This window comes from Umezawaea sp. (genome assembly GCF_036375055.1).
GTDB lineage: Bacteria > Actinomycetota > Actinomycetes > Mycobacteriales > Pseudonocardiaceae > Umezawaea.
Window position 1 is genome coordinate 22,320 of sequence record NZ_DASUSQ010000043.1, and the last position, 22,145, is coordinate 44,464.

The 22,145-nt window shown below is 73.0% G+C and carries 1 protein-coding gene; it reads left to right on the forward strand.

What is annotated here, in order from left to right:
• The first annotated feature begins 2 nt into the window (after positions 1–2).
• Positions 3–21,863 (forward strand): type I polyketide synthase, encoded by a 21,861-nt coding sequence (locus VFZ92_RS13075; RefSeq protein WP_330876153.1) that lies wholly within the window; start codon positions 3–5, stop codon positions 21,861–21,863.
• Positions 21,864–22,145: the final 282 nt, after the last annotated feature.

Below are 22,145 nucleotides of genomic sequence, written 5' to 3' on the forward strand. Positions count from 1 at the left end.
TGATGACCTCCAACGAAAAAGTCGTCGCGGCGCTGCGGGCGTCCCTGAAGGAGACCGAGCGGCTGCGGAAGCAGAACCAGCAGCTCACGTCCGCGGCCCGTGAACCGATCGCGATCGTGTCGATGAGCTGCCGCTACCCCGGTGGCGTCAGCTCGCCGGAAGACCTGTGGCGCCTGGTGTCCACCGGCGGCGACGCCGTCGCGGGCCTGCCCGCCGACCGCGGCTGGGGCGACGACCTCACGTTCGGCGTGGCCGCGGGCGGGTTCCTCTACGACGCTGGCGAGTTCGACCCGGCGTTCTTCGGGATCAGCCCCCGCGAGGCGCTGGCGATGGACCCGCAGCAGCGGCTGCTGCTGGAAACCTCGTGGGAGGTCGTGGAACGGGCGGGCATCGACCCGCGTTCGCTGAAGGGCAGCCAGACCGGAGTGTTCGTCGGCGGCAGCGCCACCGGCTACGGCTCCGGCCTGGACGAGGTGCCCGAGGGCCTGGAAGGCCACCTGCTGACCGGCAACACGCCCAGCGTGTTCTCCGGCCGCGTCGCCTACACGTTCGGCTTCGAGGGCCCGGCCGTCACCATCGACACCGCGTGCTCCTCCTCGCTGGTCGCGATCCACCTGGCCGCGCAGGCGCTGCGCAACGGCGAGTGCACGCTCGCCCTCGCCGGTGGCGTCATGGTCATGGCGAACGCGGCGGTGTTCTCCGAGTTCGACAAGCAGGGCGGCCTGTCCCCGGACGGGCGCTGCAAGGCGTTCTCCTCCACCGCCGACGGCACCGGCTGGGCCGAGGGCGCGGGCATCCTGCTGCTGGAGAAGCTGTCCGACGCCCAGCGCAACGGCCACCAGATCCTCGCCGTGGTCAAGGGTTCCGCCATCAACCAGGACGGTGCCTCGAACGGCCTCACCGCCCCCAACGGCCCCGCCCAGCGCCGGGTCATCAAGGCCGCGCTGAGCAGCGCCAAGCTGTCACCGTCCGATGTGGACGTGGTGGAGGCGCACGGCACCGGCACCCGGCTCGGCGACCCGATCGAGGCGGGCGCGCTGCTCGCCACCTACGGCCAGGACCGCGAACGCCCGCTGCTGCTGGGGTCGTTCAAGTCGAACATCGGCCACTCGCAGGCCGCCGCGGGTGTCGGTGGCGTGATCAAGATGGTCATGGCGATCCGCAACGGGATCGCGCCGCGCACCCTGCACGTCCAGGAGCCGACCTCGCAGGTCGACTGGTCCGCCGGGGCCATCCAGCTGCTGACCGACGAGCAGGCCTGGCCCGAGACCGGCAAGCCGCGCCGCGCCGCCGTGTCGTCGTTCGGTGTGAGCGGTACCAACGCGCACACGATCATCGAACAGGCGCCGGAAACCGACGTCGTGGAGACCGCCTCCGGCGTCGTCGGCGGGCTGGTGCCGTGGGTGCTGTCCGGTCGCGGTGAGCAGGCGCTGAAGGCGCAGGCCGACCGGCTCCGGTCGTTCGACCTGGGCGACCCGGCCGACGTGGCGTTCTCGCTGGCCACGACCCGTGCCGCGTTCGAGCACCGCGCCGTCGTCCTCGGCTCGACGCCAGAGGAACTGCGTCGGGGCGTGGACGCGCTGGCCGCCGGTGAGCGGGCCGAGAACGTGGTCTCCGGGCGGACGGTCGACGGCCGCACGGCCGTCGTGTTCACCGGCCAGGGGTCGCAGCGGGCCGGGATGGGGCGTGAGCTGCACGCCGCGTTCCCGGTCTACGCCGCCGCGTTCGACGAGATCGCCGCGCTGGTCGACGTCCGGCTGGACGACCAGGACCTGCTGGACCGCACCGAGTTCACCCAGCCGACGCTGTTCGCGCTGGAGGTGGCGCTCTACCGGCTGGTCGAGTCGTGGGGCGTCAAGCCCGACTTCGTGACCGGCCACTCGATCGGCGAGATCGCCGCCGCGCACGTGTCCGGGGTGCTGTCGCTGGAAGACGCCACGAAGCTCGTGGCGGCTCGCGGCAAGCTCATGCAGGCACTGCCCGCCGGTGGCGCGATGGTCGCCCTCCAGGCCACCGAGGACGAGGTCACGCCGCACCTCACCGAGAAGGTGTCGCTGGCCGCCGTCAACGGGCCGTCGTCGGTCGTCGTGGCCGGGGACGAAGCCGGTGTGCTGGCGGTCGTCGAGGCGTTCGGCGGCCGGAAGTCCAAGCGCCTGGCCGTGTCGCACGCGTTCCACTCGCCGCTGATGGACCCGATGCTGGACGAGTTCCGCGCGGTCGTCTCCACGCTCACCTTCAACCAGCCGCGGATCCCGGTGCTCGGCGAGGTGACGGACCCGGAGCACTGGGTGCGGCACGTGCGCGGCACGGTCCGCTTCGCCGACGCCGTCACGACCCTCGAAGCGCAGGGCGTGCGGACGTTCCTGGAGTTGGGCCCGGACGGCGTGCTCACGGCGATGGGCCAGGAGTCCGTCACCGAGGCCGTGCTGGTCCCCGGCCTGCGCAAGGGCCGTCCCGAGGTCGCGACGCTGCTGCGCGCGGTCGCCGAACTCCACGTCCGGGGCGTTCGGGTTGACTGGACAACCCTGATCGAGGGCGCTCGCCCGGTCGAGCTGCCGACGTACGCGTTCCAGCGCGAGCACTTCTGGCTGGAGATGTCCCCGATCCGCACGGTGTCCGCGAGCGGCGAGGTGGACTCGGAGTTCTGGGCCGCCGTCGACACCGGCGACCTGGGGTCGCTCGACGACCTCGACCTGGGTGCCGACGCCGTCGCCGCGCTGGCGAGGTGGCGGCGCGCCCGCAAGGAGAGCAGCACGGTCGACGCGTGGCGGTACCGCGTCTCCTGGCTGCCCCTGACCGACCTGGGCGCCACCGTGGCGTCCGGTCGCTGGCTCGTGCTCGGCGGGAACCACGACGACGTCGTGGACGGCCTCGCCGAACGGGGCCTCGACATCGTCCGGGTCGCGTGCGATCCGGGAACCGACCGCGAGACCCTGGCCGCCGCGCTGAGCGCGGCGGGCGAGGTCGACGGCGTGCTGTCGCTGGTGGCGCTGGACGCGCCGTCGTCGGCCACCGTCGTCGTGGTCCAGGCGTTGGGCGACGCGCGGATCGCGGCCCCGCTGTGGATCGCGACCCGCGGCGCGGTGTCGACCGGCCGTTCCGACGGCGTGGTCGAACCGACGCAGACCCAGGTGTGGGGCGTCGGGTACGTGGTGGGTCTGGAGCACGGCGACCGCTACGGCGGTGTCGTCGACCTGCCGGAGGTCATGGACAAGCGGGCGGCGGACCGCCTCGTGGCCGTGCTGGCCGGGACCGGTGGCGAGGACCAGATCGCCATCCGCGCGTCCGGCGTCTTCGGCCGCAGGCTGGTGCACGCGCCCCTCAACCCGGAGGAGACGCAGTGGAAGCCCAACGGCACGATTATCGTCACTGGTGGTACTGGAGCGCTGGGTGGACGTGTTTCTCGCTGGCTGGCTACTTCTGGATGTGAGCACGTCGTCCTGACCAGCCGCCGCGGCCCGGCCGCGCCCGGCGCGGCCGAGCTGACCGCGGAGCTGGAGGCGCTCGGCGCCCGCGTGTCGATCGTCGCGTGCGACGTGGCCGACCGCGACGCGGTGGCGGCGCTGCTGGCGGAGTACCCGCCGAACGCCGTCGTGCACGCGGCCGGTCTGGACTACCTGGAAGCGATCGAGACCCACGGCGTCGAGAAGTTCGACGAGGTGCTGGCGGCCAAGGTCGACGGTGCCGCGCACCTCGACGAGCTGCTGGCCGGCGCGGACCTGGACGCCTTCGTGGTGTTCTCGTCCATCGCGGGCACCTGGGGTTCCGGTGGGCAGGCCGCGTACTCCGCGGCCAGCGCCTACCTCGACGGTCTGGCCGAATCCCGTCGGGCGCGCGGCCTCGTGGCCACGTCGGTGTCGTGGGGCCCGTGGGCCGAGAGCGGCATGGCGACCGTCGGCGAGACCGAGGAGCACCTGCGCAAGCGCGGTCTCACCTCCATGTCGCCGGAGCTGACGCTCAGCGCGCTGGAGAAGGCGATCCGCTCGGGCGAGCCGACCGTGACCGTCGTCGACATGGACTGGTCGAAGTTCACCGTCGCGTTCACCATGGCGCGGCCGAGCCCGTTCATCAGCGACCTGCCCGAGGTGCGGGCGGCGCTGGAGTCGATGGAGACCGCGGCTCCGACCGGGGAGTCCGAGCTGGTCCGGAAGCTGGCCGGGCTCGGCGGGCGCGAGCAGCGCCACGCCGTGGTGGAACTGGTGCGCGAGCACACCGCCGCGGTGCTGGCCTACTCGTCGGTCGACGCGATCGAGACCGACCGGGCGTTCCGGGAACTGGGCTTCGACTCGCTGACCGCCGTCGACCTGCGCAACCGGCTCACCGCCGACACCGGCCTGCGGCTGCCCGCGACCCTGGTGTTCGACTACCCGAACGCCGGGGTGCTCGCGGACTTCCTGCACGCCGAACTCGCGGGCACCCGGACGGAGACCGCCGAGGTGGTCACCGGGACGCACACCGACGAACCCATCGCCATCGTCGCGATGAGCTGCCGCTACGCCGGTGACGTGTCGTCGCCGGAAGACCTGTGGCAGCTCGTGTTCGACGGCGTGGACGCGGTGTCGGCCATGCCGACCGACCGCGGCTGGGACCTCGACGCGCTGTACGACCCGGACCCCACCCGCCAGGGCACGTCCTACGCCCGCGACGGCGGGTTCCTCTACGACGCGCCGCGGTTCGACCCGACGTTCTTCGGCATCTCGCCCCGCGAGGCCACCGCGATGGACCCGCAGCAGCGCCTGCTGCTGGAGACCTCGTGGGAGGCGTTCGAGCGGGCCGGGATCGACCCGACCTCTCTGCGCGGCAGCCGGACCGGTGTCTTCGCGGGCACCAACAACCACGACTACCTCGCGCTGCTGGACGAGGTGCCGGACGGCCTCGAAGGCCACCTCGGCACCGGCAACGCCGCCAGCGTCGTGTCCGGCCGCGTGTCCTACACGTTCGGCCTGGAGGGCCCGGCCGTCACGGTCGACACGGCCTGCTCGTCGTCGCTCGTCGCGCTGCACCTCGCCGTGCAGGCGCTCCGCGGCGGAGACTGCGACCTCGCGCTGGCCGGTGGCGTCACGGTGATGGCCACGCCCGGCACGTTCATCGACTTCTCCCGCCAGCGCGGTCTGGCCACCGACGGGCGCTGCAAGGCGTTCGCCGCCGCCGCCGACGGCACAGGCTGGGGCGAGGGTGTCGGCATGCTGCTCGTCGAGCGGCTGTCGGACGCCCAGCGCAACGGCCACGAGATCCTCGCCGTCGTGCGCGGCACGGCCGTGAACCAGGACGGTGCCTCGAACGGCCTCACCGCGCCGAACGGGCCGTCGCAGCAGCGGGTCATCCGCCACGCGCTCGGCAACGCCGGTCTCACGCCGTCCGAGGTGGACGTCGTGGAGGCCCACGGCACGGGTACCGCTCTCGGCGACCCGATCGAGGCCCAGGCACTGCTGGCCACCTACGGCCAGGACCGCGAACGGCCGCTGCTGCTCGGTTCGCTCAAGTCCAACATCGGCCACACGCAGTCGGCGTCCGGCGTCGGCGGCGTGATCAAGATGGTCATGGCGATGCGCCACGGCCTCGTGCCGAGGACGCTGCACGTCGACGCGCCGTCCCCGCAGGTCGAGTGGGACGCGGGGTCGGTCGAGCTGGTGACGTCGACCACGGAGTGGCCGGAGACCGGCCGTCCGCGTCGAGCCGCCGTGTCGTCGTTCGGCTTCAGCGGCACCAACGCCCACGCGGTCATCGAGCAGGCGCCCGGAGCCGCGAACAGCGGCTCCGGAAGCTCTGATCCTTCCCGGCTCGTCGGTGGGACCAAGAGGACCCCGCTGCCGGCCGTGCCGCTGGTCCTGTCCGGCAAGACGGCCGCCGCCCTGCGCGACCAGGCCGCCAAGCTGCGGTCCGCTGTGGACGGTGCCGACCTGACCGACCTGGGTTTCTCGCTCGCCACCACGCGGGCGCGGCTCGACCACCGCGCCACGATCGTCGCGCGGGACCACGACGAACTCCTCGCGGGCCTGGACGCCGTCGCGAACGGGGCGGGGGAGCGGGGTGTCGCGGCCGAGGGCCGGTCGGCGTTCCTGTTCACCGGCCAGGGTTCGCAGCGGCTCGGCATGGGCCGCGAGCTGTACGAGGCGTTCCCGGTGTTCGCGGACGCGTTCGACGCGGTGTGCGCGCAGCTCGACCTGGACCGCCCTCTCCGTGACGTGGTGTTCGGCGACGCGGAGGCGTTGGACCGCACGGAGTACACGCAGCCCGCGCTGTTCGCCGTCGAGGTCGCGCTGTACCGGCTCGTCGAGGCCTGGGGCGTCCGTCCCGACTTCGTCGCGGGCCACTCCATCGGCGAGATCGCGGCGGCCCACGTCGCCGGTGTCCTGACGCTGGAGGACGCGACCACGCTCGTCGCCGCTCGCGGTCGCCTGATGCAGGCGCTCCCGGCGGGCGGCGCGATGGTCGCGTTGCAGGCCACCGAGGACGAGGTTCTGCCCCACCTCGGCACCAACGTTTCCATCGCCGCGGTCAACGGCCCGAACTCGATCGTCGTCGCCGGTGACGAGAACGCCGTGGACGAGGTGCTGGCACGGTTCGCGGACCGGAAGTCCAAGCGGCTCACGGTGTCGCACGCGTTCCACTCACCGCTGATGGACCCGGTGCTGGACGAGTTCCGCGCGGTCGTCGCAGGCCTGACGTTCTCCGAGCCCACCATCGGGATGCTCGGCGAGGTCACCGACCCCGAGCACTGGGTGCGGCACGTCCGCGAGGCCGTGCGCTTCCACGGCACGATGACCGCGCTCGAGGCCAAGGGCGTCAAGACGTTCCTGGAGCTGGGCCCGGACGGCGTGCTGACCGCCATGGCGGCCGAGTCCGTGGCGGACGCCGTGCTGGTCGCGGCGCAGCGCAAGGACCGCGACGAGGTCACGACCCTGCTCCGCGCGATCGGCGCGCTGCACGTGCGCGGTGTCGCCGTCGACTGGACCGCGTTCTACGCGGGCACCGGCGCCCGCCGGATCGACCTGCCCACCTACGCGTTCCAGCGCGAGCGCTACTGGTTCGACGTGGCCCCGGCGAAGCCGAGGGAGACCGCGGGCTACCGGGTCACCTGGCAGCCGGTCGCCAAGCCCGGCACCGCCATGGCCTACGGCCGCTGGCTCGTCGTCGGTGACCAGGAGGTCGCCACCGGACTGGCCGACCGCGGCCTGGACGTGACCGCGATCGACGACGTCTCCGACCTGCCGGACCAGGAGTTCGACGGCGTGCTGTCGGCCGCGGGCGTCGAGTCGACGCTCCTGCTGGTCCAGCGCACCACCGCGCCGCTGTGGGCCATCACCCGCAACGCCGTCTCCATCGACGGTCAGCCCGCGAACCCCGACGCCGCGCAGGTGTGGGGCTTCGGCCGGGTCGCCGCGCTGGAGCACCCCGGCCGCTGGGGCGGCCTGGTCGACCTGCCGGAGGCGCTGGACGGCCGCGTGCTCGACCGGCTCGCCATCGCGCTGGTCGGCACCGAGGACCAGGTGGCCGTGCGCGGGACGGGGATCTTCGCCCGCCGCCTCGACCACGCCCCCGCCACCACCACCGAGGCCTGGAAGCCGACCGGCACCGTGCTCGTCACCGGCGGCACCGGCGTGCTGGGCGGTCACGTGGCCCGCTGGCTCGCGGCCGAGGGGGCCGAGCACCTGGTGCTCACGTCCCGCCGCGGCGTCGCGGCGCCGGACCTGGTCGCCGAACTCGAAGGACTCGGCGCACGGGTCACGGTCGCCGCGTGCGACGTGACCGACCGCGCCGCGATGACCGCGCTGGTCCAGGAGTTCCCGCCGAACGCCGTCCTGCACCTCGCCGGTGCCGGCCAGGACGCCTCGATCGCCGAGACCGACCTCGACCTGCTGGCCGAGGTCCGGTCGGCCCGTGTCGACGGTGCCCGCCTGCTGGACGACCTGGTCGGCGACGTCGACGCGTTCGTGCTGTTCTCCTCCACCTCCGGTGCCTGGGGCGCGAGCAGGCAGTGCGGCTACGCCGCCGGTGACGCCTTCCTCGACGCGCTCGCCGAGTCCCGGCAGGCCCGCGGGCTCGCGGCGCTGTCGATCTCGTGGGGCCCGTGGGCCGGTGGGGACGCCGAGTGGGCGGACCTCCTGCGCCGCCGCGGTGTCACGCCGCTGGCCCCGGCCTCCGCTCTCGCCGGACTCGGGAAAGCCGTGGCGGGCAAGCGCTCCACGCTCGTCGTCGCCGACGTCGACTGGGCGCGGTTCGCCCCCGCGTTCACCGCGACCCGCCCGAGCCCGCTGCTCGGCGACCTGCCCGAGGTCGTCGCGGCGCTCAAGCCCGCCGAGGAGACCACCGACACCGACCTGACCGACAGCCTGGCCGGTCGCGCGACCGCCGAGCAGGAGGCGGCGCTCGTCGACCTCGTGCGCGAGCAGGTCGCCCAGGTGCTCGGCTACACCTCCGCCGACTCGGTCGACCCCGGAACCGCCTTCCGCGACCTGGGCTTCGACTCGCTGACCGCCGTCGAGCTGCGCACGAAGCTGGCCGAGGCGACCGGGCTCCGCCTGCCCGCCACGCTGGTCTTCGACTACCCGAACCTCACCTCGCTCGCCGCGCACCTGCGGGACGAGCTGTTCGGCAGCGCGCCGGAGGTGGCCGCCGCGGTCGCCGCGGGTGGCGCGTTCGACGAGCCGATCGCCATCGTCGGCATGGGTGTCCGGCTGCCGGGCGACGTGCGGACGCCGGAAGACCTCTGGCAGCTCGTGTTCACCGGCACGGACGCCGTCGGCGGCTGGCCGACCGACCGCGGCTGGGACCTGGAGAACCTCTACGACCCGGACCCCGACCACGAGGGCACGTCCTACTCGCGCGAAGGCGCGTTCCTGCACCAGGCCGCCGAGTTCGACGCAGGCTTCTTCGGCATCAACCCGCGGGAAGCCCTGGCGATGGACCCCCAGCAGCGGATGCTGCTGGAAACCTCGTGGGAGGCCGTGGAACGGGCCGGGATCGACCCGGAGTCGTTGCGCGGCAGCAGGACCGGCGTGTTCACCGGCACCAACGGCCAGGACTACGCGGCGTCCACCTACGAGCTGCCGCCGGGCATCGAGGGCTACCTCGGCACCGGTCTCGCGGCCAGCGTCGTGTCCGGCCGCATCTCCTACACGTTCGGTCTGGAGGGCCCGGCCGTCACGGTCGACACGGCGTGCTCGGCCTCGCTGGTCGCGATCCACCTGGCCGTGCAGGCGCTGCGGGCCGGTGAGTGCGACCTGGCGCTGGCCGGTGGCGCGTCGATGATGTCGACGCCCGGCGCGTTCATCGACTTCTCCCGGCAGCGCGGCCTCGCGGTCGACGGCCGGTGCAAGTCGTTCGCCGCCGCCGCAGACGGCACCGGGTGGGGCGAGGGTGTCGGCATCCTGCTCGTCGAGCGGCTGTCCGACGCCCAGCGCAACGGCCACCAGGTCCTCGCGGTCATCCGCGGCTCGGCCGTCAACCAGGACGGTGCCTCCAACGGCCTGACCGCCCCGAACGGGCCGTCGCAGCAGCGGGTCATCCGCCAGGCCCTCGCGAACGCCGGACTGTCCACCCAGGACGTCGACCTGATCGAGGCGCACGGCACCGGCACCAAGCTGGGCGACCCGATCGAGGCCCAGGCGCTGCTCTCGACCTACGGCCGCGACCGCGAGATCCCGCTCCGCCTGGGGTCGCTCAAGTCCAACATCGGCCACACGCAGGCAGCGGCGGGCGTCTCCGGCGTCATCAAGGTGGTCATGGCGATCCGCAACGGGATCATGCCCAAGACCCTGCACGTCGACGAGCCGTCGCCGCACATCGACTGGACCTCCGGATCGGTCGAACTGCTGACCGAGGCGCAGGAGTGGCCCGAGACGGGTCGCGCCCGCCGCGCGGCGGTGTCGGCGTTCGGCATGAGCGGCACCAACGCCCACCTGATCATCGAGGAAGCACCCAACGCGGTCGTCGCGGGCGAGACGGCTGAGCTGCCGGTCGTGCCGGTGGTGCTGTCGGCCAAGTCGGTTGACGCGCTCAAGGGCCAGGCCGCCGCACTGCTGGCCGCCAACCCGACGGTCTCCTTGACCGACCTGGCGTTCTCCACGTCGCTCCGCACCCCGATGCCGCACCGCGCGGCCGTGGTCGCGAGCGATCACGACGAGCTGGCGCGCGGCCTGACCGCCATCGCCGACGGCCGCGGGCTCGACGCCGTGACCGACGGCAAGCTGGCCGTCCTGTTCACCGGTCAGGGTTCGCAGCGCGCGGGCATGGGCCGTGAGCTGCACGCCGCGTTCCCGGTGTTCGCCGAGGCGTTCGACGAGATCGCGGCCCTGGTCGACATCCGGATCGACGACCAGGAGACCCTGGACCGCACCGAGTTCGCCCAGCCCGCGATCTTCGCCCTGGAAGTGGCGCTGTACCGCCTGGTCGAGTCGTGGGGCGTGAAGCCCGACTTCCTGGGCGGCCACTCCATCGGTGAGATCGCCGCGGCCCACGTGGCCGGTGTGCTCTCCCTGGAGGACGCGGCCAAGCTCGTCTCCGAACGCGGTCGCCTCATGCAGGCCCTGCCGTCCGGTGGCGCGATGGTCGCCATCCAGGCCACCGAGGACGAGGTCCTCCCACATCTCGACAACACTGTTTCCATCGCGGCGGTCAACGGCCCGAACTCGGTCGTCGTCGCTGGTGGGGAAGCCGCCGTCGACCGGGTGCTCGCGCACTTCGCGGACCGGAAGTCCAAGCGGCTGGCCGTCTCGCACGCGTTCCACTCGCCGCTCATGGAGCCGATGCTCGACGAGTTCCGCTCCGCGGTCTCGGAGCTGACGTTCACCGAGCCGACGATCCCGCTGCTGGGCGACGTGACCGATCCGGAGCACTGGGTCCGCCACGTCCGCGACGCCGTGCGGTTCGCCGACGCGGTCACGACGCTGGAGGCCAAGGGCGTCAGCACGTTCCTGGAGCTGGGTCCGGACGGTGTGCTCACCGCGATGGGGCAGGAATCCGTCACCGACGCGGTGCTCGTGGCGGGTCAGCGGAAGGACCGGCCCGAAGCCGCCGTGCTCACCTCCGCCATCGCGACCCTGCACAACCGGGGCGTCCGCGTGGATTGGGACGCGTTCTTCGCCGGAACGGGAGCGCGGCGGGTCGAACTGCCGACCTACGCGTTCCAGCGGCAGCGGTTCTGGTTGGAGACGCAGGGCTTCCCGACCTCGGGCGGAGGTGCGACCGACGAGGCCGAGGCGAAGTTCTGGGAAGCCGTGGAACGCGAGGACTTCGGGCTCGTCGGCACCACGCTCGCCCTGGACGAGAGCGCGCTGGGCGAGGTGCTGCCCGCGCTGTCGTCGTGGCGCAAGGCCCGCCGGGCGCACAACAAGATCGACGGCTGGCGCTACCGGGTCTCCTGGCTGCCGCTGACCGACCTGGGCGCCCCGACGCTCACCGGCCGCTGGGCGATCGTCGTCCCGGACGGGTTCGACGCCACCGAGATCACCTCGGGCCTCACCGCCCGCGGCGCGGAGGTCGTGCCGGTCGAGTTCGCCGACCGCGCCACCCTCGCCACGTCGTTCGCCGACCTCGGCCCCCTCGACGGCGTGCTGTCGCTGGTCGCGCTCGTCGGCACGACCACCGCGTCCGTCGTGGTCGTGCAGGCCCTCGGCGACGCGGGAGTCGCGGCGCCGCTGTGGATCGCGACCCGCGGCGCGGTGTCGACCGGCCGTTCCGACGGCGTGGTCGTCCCGTCCCAGAGCGAGGTCTGGGGTCTCGGCTACGTGATCGGCCTGGAGCACCCCGACCGCTGGGGTGGCCTGGTCGACCTGCCGGACACCCTGGACGCCCGGCTGTTCGACCGCCTCGTCGGCGTGTTCAACGGCGACGAGGACCAGGTCGCGCTGCGCTCGTCCGGTGTCTTCGGCCGACGCCTCGTGCACGCCCCGCTGGGCGACAAGCTCGCCGACTGGTCCCCGAGCGGCACGGTGCTCGTCACCGGCGGTACCGGCGCCCTCGGCGGCAAGGTCGCCCGCTGGCTCGCGACCGGTGGCGCCGAGCACCTGGTGCTCACGTCCCGCCGCGGCCCCGACGCCCCCGGTGCCGCCGAACTCCAGGCGGAGCTGGAAGAACTGGGCGCCCGCGTCACGATCGCCGCGTGCGACGTGGCCGACCGCGACTCGCTGTCGAGCCTGCTCACCGAGTTCCCGCCGAACGCCGTGGTCCACGCGGCCGGTGCCGACCACACGATGGGCATCGCCGACCACGACCTCGCGGTCTTCGACGACGTCCTGTCCGGCAAGGTGTCCGGCGCGGTACTGCTCGACGAACTCCTCGCCGACGCCGACCTGGACGCCTTCGTGGTGTTCTCGTCCATCGCGGGCACCTGGGGTTCCGGTGGCCAGTCGGCCTACTCCGCCGCCAGCGCGTTCCTCGACGGCCTCGCGGAGTCCCGCCGGGCGCGCGGCCTCGTGGCCACGTCCGTCTCGTGGGGTCCGTGGGCCGAGAGCGGCATGGCGACCGTCGGCGACACCGAGGCGCACCTGCGCAAGCGCGGTCTCGTCACGATGCCGCCCGCCCTCACCCTGAACGCCCTGGAGCGGGCCATCCGCTCCGGCGAGCCGACCGTGACCGTCGTGGACATGGAGTGGGAGAAGTTCACCCCCGCGTTCACGCTCGCCCGGCCCAGCGCGTTCATCGGCGACCTGCCCGAGGTGCGGAAGGCGCTCGCCGACGACAGCCCCGCCGAGACGGGCGCGGACTCCGAGCTGGCGGGCCGACTGGCCGGACTGCCGGAGGCCGACCAGGTCACGCTGCTGGTCGACGTCGTCCGCGACCAGGTCGCCTCCGTGCTCGGGCACAGCTCGTCCGACGCGGTCGACAAGGACCGCGCGTTCCAGGAACTCGGCTTCGACTCGCTCACGGCCGTGGAACTGCGCAACACCCTCAACACCGCCACCGGGCTGCGGCTGCCCGCGACGCTGGTGTTCGACTACCCGAACGCCGTCACGCTGGCCAACCACCTGCGCACCGAGCTGCTGGGCTCGCAGGTCGAGGTCGCCGACGTCGTCACGGCGGTCAACACCGACGAGCCGATCGCCATCGTCGCCATGAGCTGCCGGTTCGCGGGCGGGATCGCCTCGCCCGAGCAGCTCTGGGACCTGGTGCTGGCGGGCGGTGACGCCGTCACCCCGTTCCCGACCGACCGCGGCTGGGACCTGTCGACCCTGTTCCACGACGACCCCGACCACCAGGGCACGACCTACGCCCGCGAGGGCGCGTTCCTCGACGGGGCCACGAGGTTCGACCCCGCGTTCTTCGGGATCAGCCCCCGCGAGGCCACCGCGATGGACCCGCAGCAGCGACTGCTGCTGGAGACCTCCTGGGAGGCGTTCGAGCGGGCGGGCATCGACCCCGTGTCGTTGCGCGGCAGCCAGACCGGTGTGTTCGCTGGCAGCAACGGCCAGGACTACCTGGCGCTGCTGGAGGAGATCCCGGAGGGCGTCGAGGGCCACCTCGGCACGGGCAACTCCGCCGCCATCGCGTCCGGCCGCATCTCCTACACCTTCGGCCTCGAAGGCCCGGCCGTCACCGTCGACACCGCGTGCTCCTCGTCGCTGGTCGCCCTGCACATGGCCGTCCAGGCCCTGCGCAACGGCGACTGCGACCTGGCGCTCGCCGGTGGTGTGACGATCATGTCCACGCCCGGCACGTTCATCGACTTCTCCCGCCAGCGCGGTCTCGCGACCGACGGCCGGATCAAGTCGTTCGCCGCCGCGGCCGACGGCACGGGCTGGGGCGAGGGTGTCGGCATGCTGCTCGTTGAGCGGCTGTCCGACGCTCAGCGCAACGGCCACGAGATCCTCGCCGTCGTGCGCGCCTCGGCCGTGAACCAGGACGGTGCCTCGAACGGCCTCACCGCGCCGAACGGCCCGTCGCAGCAGCGGGTCATCCGCAAGGCGCTGGCCTCGGCCGGTCTGTCCACCTCGGACATCGACGTCGTGGAGGCGCACGGCACCGGCACCTCGCTGGGTGACCCGATCGAGGCTCAGGCGCTGCTGGCCACCTACGGCCAGGACCGCGACGAGCCGCTCCTGCTGGGCTCGGTGAAGTCCAACATCGGCCACACGCAGGCCGCGGCGGGTGTCGCGGGCATCATCAAGATGGTCATGGCGATGCGCCACGGCCAGGTGCCCAAGACCCTGCACGTGGACGAGCCGTCGCCCGCGATCGACTGGTCGGCCGGTGCGGTCGAGCTGGTCACCTCGCAGGTGGCGTGGCCCGAGACGGGCCGGGTGCGCCGCGCGGCGGTGTCGTCCTTCGGCATCAGCGGCACCAACGCCCACACGATCATCGAGCAGGCGCCGATCGCCGAGGAGGCCGCGCCGCGCCGGGTGGAGCTGCCGGTCACGCCGTACCTGGTGTCCGCCAAGAACGCCGCAGCACTGGCCGAGCAGGCCGGACGCATCGGCGAGCAGCTGGAGTGGACCTCCGTCGAGGCCGCCGACGTGGCGTTCTCGCTGGCCACGACTCGCGCCACGCTGGCCCACCGCCTGGTGGTGCTGGGCGAGGACCGCGACTCGGCCATCGCCGCCCTGACCACCGCCCGTGACGGCGGCACCGCCCCGAACCTGCTGCGCGGCACCGCCGCCGACGGTGGACTGGCGTTCCTGTTCACCGGCCAGGGTTCGCAGCGGCTCGGCATGGGTCGTGAGCTGTACGAGACGGTTCCCGTGTTCGCCGACGCGTTCGACGCGGTCTGCGCGCAGCTCGACCTGGACCGGCCGCTGCGGGACGTGGTGTTCGGCGACGCGGAGGCGTTGGACCGCACCGAGTACACGCAGCCCGCGCTGTTCGCCGTCGAGGTCGCGCTGTTCCGCACCCTCGAAGCCTGGGGCGTTCGGCCGGACCACGTGGCCGGGCACTCGATCGGCGAGATCGCCGCGGCCCACGTGGCCGGGGTGCTGTCCCTGGCCGATGCGGCGACGCTCGTCTCCGCCCGTGGCCGCCTGATGCAGGCGCTCCCGGCCGGTGGCGCGATGGTCGCTATCCAGGCGACTGAGGCGGAGGTGCTGCCCCACCTCACGGACCTGGTCTCCATCGCCGCCGTCAACGGCCCGAACGCCCTGGTCGTCGCCGGGGCCGAGGACCAGGTCGAGCAGGTGCTCGCGCACTTCGCCGACCGGAAGTCCAAGCGCCTCACCGTGTCGCACGCGTTCCACTCGCCGCTGATGGACCCGATGCTGGACGACTTCCGCGAGGTCGTCTCCGCACTCACCTTCTCCGCTCCGAAGATCCCGATGCCCGGCGACGTGACGGACCCGGAGCACTGGGTGCGCCACGTCCGCGGCACGGTCCGGTTCGCCGACGCCGTCACGAGCCTGGAGGGCAGGGGCGTCAGCACGTTCCTGGAGCTGGGCCCGGACGGGGTGCTCACCGCGATGGCCCAGGACAGCGTCACCGACGCGGCACTGGTCGCGGCGCAGCGCAAGGACCGCGCCGAGGTCACGACCCTGGTCCGGGCACTGGCCGCGCTGCACGTCCGCGGCGTCGCGGTCGACTGGGCCGCCTACTTCGCCCGCTCCGGCGCGCGGAAGGTGGACCTGCCGACCTACGCGTTCCAGCGCGACCGCTTCTGGCTCGACCCGAGCCCGGCCAAGGCCCCCGTGGTCGACGCCGAGTTCTGGGAGGCCGTCGAGAACGGCGACCTGACCTCGCTGAACCTCACCCTGGACGCGGACGCCGTCGACACGCTCTCGTCGTGGCACCGCTCGCGCCGCGAGCACAGCGCGGTCGACGGCTGGCGCTACCGGATCGACTGGACGCCCGTCACCCCGACCGGGGTCGTGGCAGGCCGCTGGCTGGTCACCGACCCCGAGCTGGCCGAAGGCCTGGCCGCCCGCGGTGTCGACGTCGTCACCGACGGCCCGTTCGACGGCGTGCTCGCGCTGACCAACGACGTCACCGAGGCGCTCGACCTGGTCAAGACCCACACCGCGAAGCTGTGGATCGCCACCCGCGGCGCGGTCGCCACCGGCCCGGCCGACACCGCCGCCGACCCGCACGCCGCCGAGGTGTGGGGCTTCGGCCGCGTCGCCGCGCTGGAGCACTCCGACCGCTGGGGTGGCCTGGTCGACCTGCCAGACACCCTGGACGCCAGGGCGTTCGACCGGATCGCCTCCATCCTGGGCGGCACGGAGGACCAGGTCGCCGTGCGCGGCTCGGTCGTCCACGCCCGCAGGCTCGTCGCGGCCCCGGCGGGCAGCGGCTCCGACTGGACGCCGCGCGGCACGGTCCTGGTGACCGGCGGCACGGGTGCCATCGGTCGCCACGTCACGGCGTGGCTCACCGAAGCAGGCGCCGAGCAGGTCGTGCTGGTCAGCCGCGGCGGGGGAGAAGTCCCCGGCGCCACGGTGGTCGCGTGCGACGTGACCGACCGCGACGCCCTGACCGCCGTGATCGCCGAGTACCCGCCGGACGCCGTGGTGCACCTCGCCGGGGTCGGCCAGGACACGGCGCTGGCGGACATGGACGCCGACGAGCTCGCCCACGTCATGGCCGCCAGGGTCGAGGGCGCCGTCAACCTGGACGCGCTGGTCGGTGAGGTGGACGCGTTCGTCCTCTTCTCCTCCACCTCCGGTGTCTGGGGCTCCGGCCGCCAGGGCGCGTACGCCGCGTCCGACGCCCACCTCGACGCGCTGGCCGAACGCCGCCGCGCCGACGGCCTCGCCGCCACCTCGGTGGCGTGGGGCCCGTGGGCCGGGGGAGCGATGACCCAGGAGGGCCGGGACGCGCTCAGCCGACGCGGGCTCCCCGCGCTGGCACCGGAGCAGGCGCTCGCGGCGCTGCGCCGGGCCGTCGGCCTCGGCGAGGCCACCGTCGTCGTCGCCGACGTCGACTGGACCCGCTTCGCCCCGGCGTTCACCGCCGCCCGGCCCAGCCCGCTGCTCAGCGCGCTGCCGGACGTGGTGGCGGCGCTGGAGACCCCGGCCGGGGACAACGACACCGGCCTGGTCGCCACGCTGACCGGGCTGTCGGAGAACGAGCAGCGGTCCCTGCTGGTCGACCTGGTCCGCACGCAGGTCGCCGACGTGCTCGGCTACTCCTCGCCGCAGGCCGTCGAACTCGGGGTCGCGTTCCGCGAACTCGGCTTCGACTCGCTCACGGCCGTGGAGCTGCGCGGCAAGCTCAACGACGTCACCGGGCTCCGCCTGCCCGCCACGCTGGTGTTCGACTACCCGAACCTGGCCGCGCTGTCGGCGTTCCTGCGCGACGAGCTGGTCGGCACCCGGCCGGAAGCCCTCACCGCCACCGCCACCGGGTTCACCAACGAGCCCATCGCGATCGTCGGCATGGGCCTGCGGCTGCCGGGCGGCATCGAGACGCCCGAACAGCTCTGGGAGCTGGTCACCTCGGGCAGCGACGCCATCTCGGACTTCCCGACCAACCGCGGCTGGGACCTGGCGAACCTGTTCGACCCGGACCCGGACCACGAGGGCACGTCCTACGTGACCCGAGGCGGGTTCCTGCACGACGCGGGCGAGTTCGACGCGGCCTTCTTCGGGGTCAACCCGCGTGAGGCCCTGGCCATGGACCCGCAGCAGCGGATGCTCCTCGAAACGTCCTGGGAGGCCGTGGAGCGCGCGGGCATCGACCCGGACTCGCTGCGCGGCAGCCGGACCGGCGTCTTCACCGGCACGAACGGCCAGGACTACGCGATGCAGACGTTCGAGCTGCCGCCCGGCATCGAGGGCTACCTCGGCACCGGCATCGCGGCCAGCGTCGTCTCCGGTCGCCTGTCCTACACGTTCGGCCTGGAAGGCCCGGCGGTCACCGTCGACACGGCGTGCTCCGCGTCGCTGGTCGCGATCCACCTGGCGGCTCAAGCACTGCGGGCAGGCGAGTGCGACCTGGCACTGGCCGGTGGCGCGTCGATGATGTCCACCCCCGGCGCGTTCATCGACTTCAGCCGCCAGCGCGGCCTCGCGGTCGACGGCACGTGCAAGTCGTTCGCCGCGGCGGCCGACGGCACGGCCTGGGGCGAGGGCGTCGGCATGCTCGTCGTCGAACGCCTGTCCGACGCGCAGCGCAACGGCCACGAGGTGCTCGCCGTCATCCGCGGCAGCGCCATCAACCAGGACGGCGCCTCCAACGGCCTCACCGCCCCGAACGGCCCGTCGCAGCAGAGGGTGATCCGGCAAGCGCTTGCGGCCGCCGGACTGTCCACGACGGACGTCGACGTGGTGGAGGCCCACGGCACCGGCACGAAGCTCGGCGACCCGATCGAGGCCCAGGCGATCCTGTCGACCTACGGCCAGGACCGGGAGACCCCGCTGCTGCTGGGCTCGCTGAAGTCCAACATCGGCCACACGCAGGCCGCGTCCGGTGTCTCCGGCATCATCAAGATGGTGCTGGCCCTCCAGCACGGCATCGCACCGAAGACCCTGCACGTGGACGAGCCGTCGCCGCAGATCGACTGGACCTCCGGGTCGGTGGAGCTGCTGACGGAGGCCGCGTCCTGGCCGGAGACCGGGCGTCCGCGCCGGGCCGCCGTCTCGTCGTTCGGCATGAGCGGCACCAACGCCCACGCGATCATCGAGCAGGCGCCGAAGGCGGACCTCGTGGTCGAGACGGCTACCAGCACGCTGCCGGCACTGCCGGTGGTGCTCGCGGCGAAGTCGGCGGAAGCCCTGAAGGACCAGGCGGAACGGCTGCGCGAGCACGTGGCGACCAACGACGTCGACCTGACCGACCTGGCGTACTCGTTGCTCACCAGCAGGTCCGGCCTCACCCACCGCGCCGTCGTGGTGGCGGGGGAGACCGACGAACTGCTCGACGGTCTCGCGACCGTGTCCGCCGGTGACGCCGTGGTCGAGGGCAAACTCGCGGTGCTGTTCACCGGTCAGGGCAGCCAGCGGGTCGGCATGGGTCGCGAGCTGCACGCCGCGTTCCCGGTGTTCGCGAAGGCGTTCGACGAGATCGCCGCCCTGGTCGACATCCGGATCGACGACGAGGAGACCCTCAACCGCACGGAGTTCACCCAGCCCGCGATCTTCGCGGTCGAGGTGGCGCTCTACCGCCTCTTCGAGTCGTGGGGCGTGGAGCCCGACTTCCTGGGCGGCCACTCCATCGGCGAGATCGCCGCGGCCCACGTGGCCGGTGTCCTGTCCCTCCAGGACGCGGCCACGCTCGTCGGCGAACGCGGTCGCCTCATGCAGGCCCTGCCCGCCGGCGGCGCGATGGTGGCTCTCCAGGCCACCGAGGAAGAAGTGCTGCCCCTGCTCACCGACGCCGTCTCCATCGCGGCGATCAACGGACCCACGTCGATCGTCGTCGCGGGTGCGGAAGACGCGGTGCGGCAGGTCGTCGGGGCGTTCCCCGACCGGAAGTCCAAGCGGCTGGCCGTGTCCCACGCGTTCCACTCGCCGCTCATGGAGCCGATGCTGGACGAGTTCCGCGAGGTCGTCGGCGAGCTGACCTTCACCCAGCCCAGCATCCCGATGCTCGGTGACGTGACCGACCCGGAGCACTGGGTGCGGCACGTGCGGGACGCGGTGCGGTTCGCCGACACCGTGACCACCCTCGAAGGCCAGGGCGTGAAGACGTTCCTGGAGCTGGGTCCGGACGCGGTGCTCACCGCGATGGGGGCCGACAGCGTCACCGACGCCGTGCTCGTCCCGGCGCTGCGCAAGGGCCGGGACGAGGTCCGCACCCTGCTGACGGCACTCGGCCGGGTCCACGCCCGCGGCGGCGCGGTCGACTGGGCGGCCTTCTTCGCCGGAACCGCCGCGAAGCGGGTCGACCTGCCCACCTACGCGTTCCAGCACCAGCACTTCTGGCTGGACTCGCAGCCGTGGCCGACCACGACGGCCTCCACCGAGGTCTCCGAGGTCGACGCCCAGTTCTGGGCCGCCGTCGACAGCGAGGACCTGGCGTCGCTCGGCGCCGACATCGACCCGTCCACGCCGTTCGGCGACGCTCTGCCGGTGCTGGCGTCGTGGCGCAAGCAGCGCGGCGACAACGCCGCGGTGGAAGGCTGGCGCTACCAGGTCGAGTGGAAGTCGGTCCCGCAGGAGAAGGCGAGCGCGTCCGGCCGCTGGCTGGCCGTCGTGCCCGCCGGGCAGGCCGAGCACGCCGTGCTGGCAGGCCTGAGCGCCCGTGGTGTGGAGGTCGTGCCCGTCGAGTGCGAGGCCGACACCGACCGCACGGGCCTCACCACCCTGCTGGAGAAGGCGATGACCGACGGTCCCGCCGAGGGTGTGCTGGCCATCGGAACCACGGCCACCACGACCGTGCTGACCGTGCAGGCGCTCGGTGACGCCGGGATCGAGGCCCCGCTGTGGGTCGCGACCCGCGGCGCGGTGTCCACGGGCCGGTCCGACGGCGTCGTCGACCCGACCCAGTCCACGATCTGGGGCACCGGCTACGTGATCGGCCTGGAGCACCCCGAGCGCTGGGGTGGTCTGCTCGACCTGCCGGAGAAGCTGACCGACAAGGCCCTCGACCGGATCGCGAGCGTGCTCGTCGGCTCCGAGGACCAGGTCGCCGTCCGCTCGTCCGGCGTGTTCGGCCGACGGCTGGCGCACGCGCGGGCCGCGACCGGCCTGTCCGACTGGTCGCCGCGCGGCACGGTCCTGGTCACCGGCGGTACGGGTGCCCTGGGCACCAGGGTCGCCCGCTGGCTGGCCGCGGAGGGCGCCGAGCACCTCGTGCTCACGTCCCGGCGCGGCCCCAGCGCCCCCGGCGCGGCCGAGCTGGCCGCCGAGCTGGAGGCGCTGGGCACGAAGGTCACCATCGCCGCCTGCGACGTGGCCGACCGCGACTCGCTGTCGACCCTGCTCACCGAGTTCCCGCCGAACGCCGTGGTCCACGCGGCCGGTGCGGACCACTACGGGGCCATCGCCGACCACGACCTGGGCACGTTCGACGAGGTCCTGTCCGCGAAGGTCGCGGGCGCGGTCCTGCTGGACGAGCTGCTGGCGGACGCCGACCTGGACGCCTTCGTGGTGTTCTCCTCCATCGCGGGCACCTGGGGTTCGGGTGGCCAGTCGGCCTACTCGGCGGCCAGCGCGTTCCTCGACGGCCTGGCGGAGTCCCGCCGGGCACGGGGACTGGTCGCGACCTCGGTGTCCTGGGGTCCGTGGGCCGAGAGCGGCATGGCGACCGTCGGCGACACCGAGGAGCACCTGCGCCGTCGCGGCCTGATCGCGATGCCGCCCGCGCTCACGCTCAGCGCCCTGGAGAAGGCCATCCGCTCCGGCGAGACCACGGTGACCGTGGTCGACATCGAGTGGGACAGGTTCGCCCCGGCGTTCACCATGGCCCGGCCCAGCCCGTTCCTCGGCGACCTGCCCGAGGTGCGCGCGGCCCTGGAGGAGACCGCCCCCGCGGCCGGTGAGGAGTCCGACCTGGTCGGGAGGCTCGCCGCGCTGTCCGAGGTCGAGCAGCACGCGCTGCTGGTCGACCTGGTCCGCGGGCAGGTCGCGACCGTCCTGGGCCACGGCTCGGCGGACGCGGTCGCCAAGGACAAGGCGTTCTCCGACCTCGGCTTCGACTCGCTCACGGCCGTGGAACTGCGCAACACCCTGACCAGCGCCACCGGGCTCAAGCTCCCGGCGACCCTGGTGTTCGACCACCCCAGTGCCGAACCGCTCGCGAAGTTCCTGCACTCCCAGCTCGTCGTCGGCGGCGCCGCGGTGCCGGTCCTCGACGAACTCGACAAGTTGGAGGCCGTGCTCGCCGCCGCCACCCCGGACACGCTCACCCGGACCAAGATCACGATCAAGCTCCAGTCGCTCGTGTCCCAGTGGAACTCGGGCAAGGCCGCCCAGAAGGAGGCGACCGGGACCACGAGCGGTCTGGACGACGCGTCCGACGACGAGCTGTTCGCCCTCATCAACAAGCAGCTCGGGAAGTAGGCGCCCCACCCCTGCCGCCCCCTCGCCACCCCCTCCGACCTGGTCGGAGGGGGTAGCGGTGCTGGGGAGAACCCGGTTTTCAGGCCCTTTCCTCAGGGGCCGGTAGGGGCGCGCTAGGGGTTGAGGGGGGTTGGGGCCACGGACAGAATCGTTTCGTGAGCTGAAGTGTGCCAAGCGCTTCTGAATTCACGACGATCTCATTCTCCTGCGCCGGAGAAACCCTGTCGTCCGTAGCGAAGAGGTGCTCTTAAATGGCGAATGAAGACACGCTCCGGGAGTATC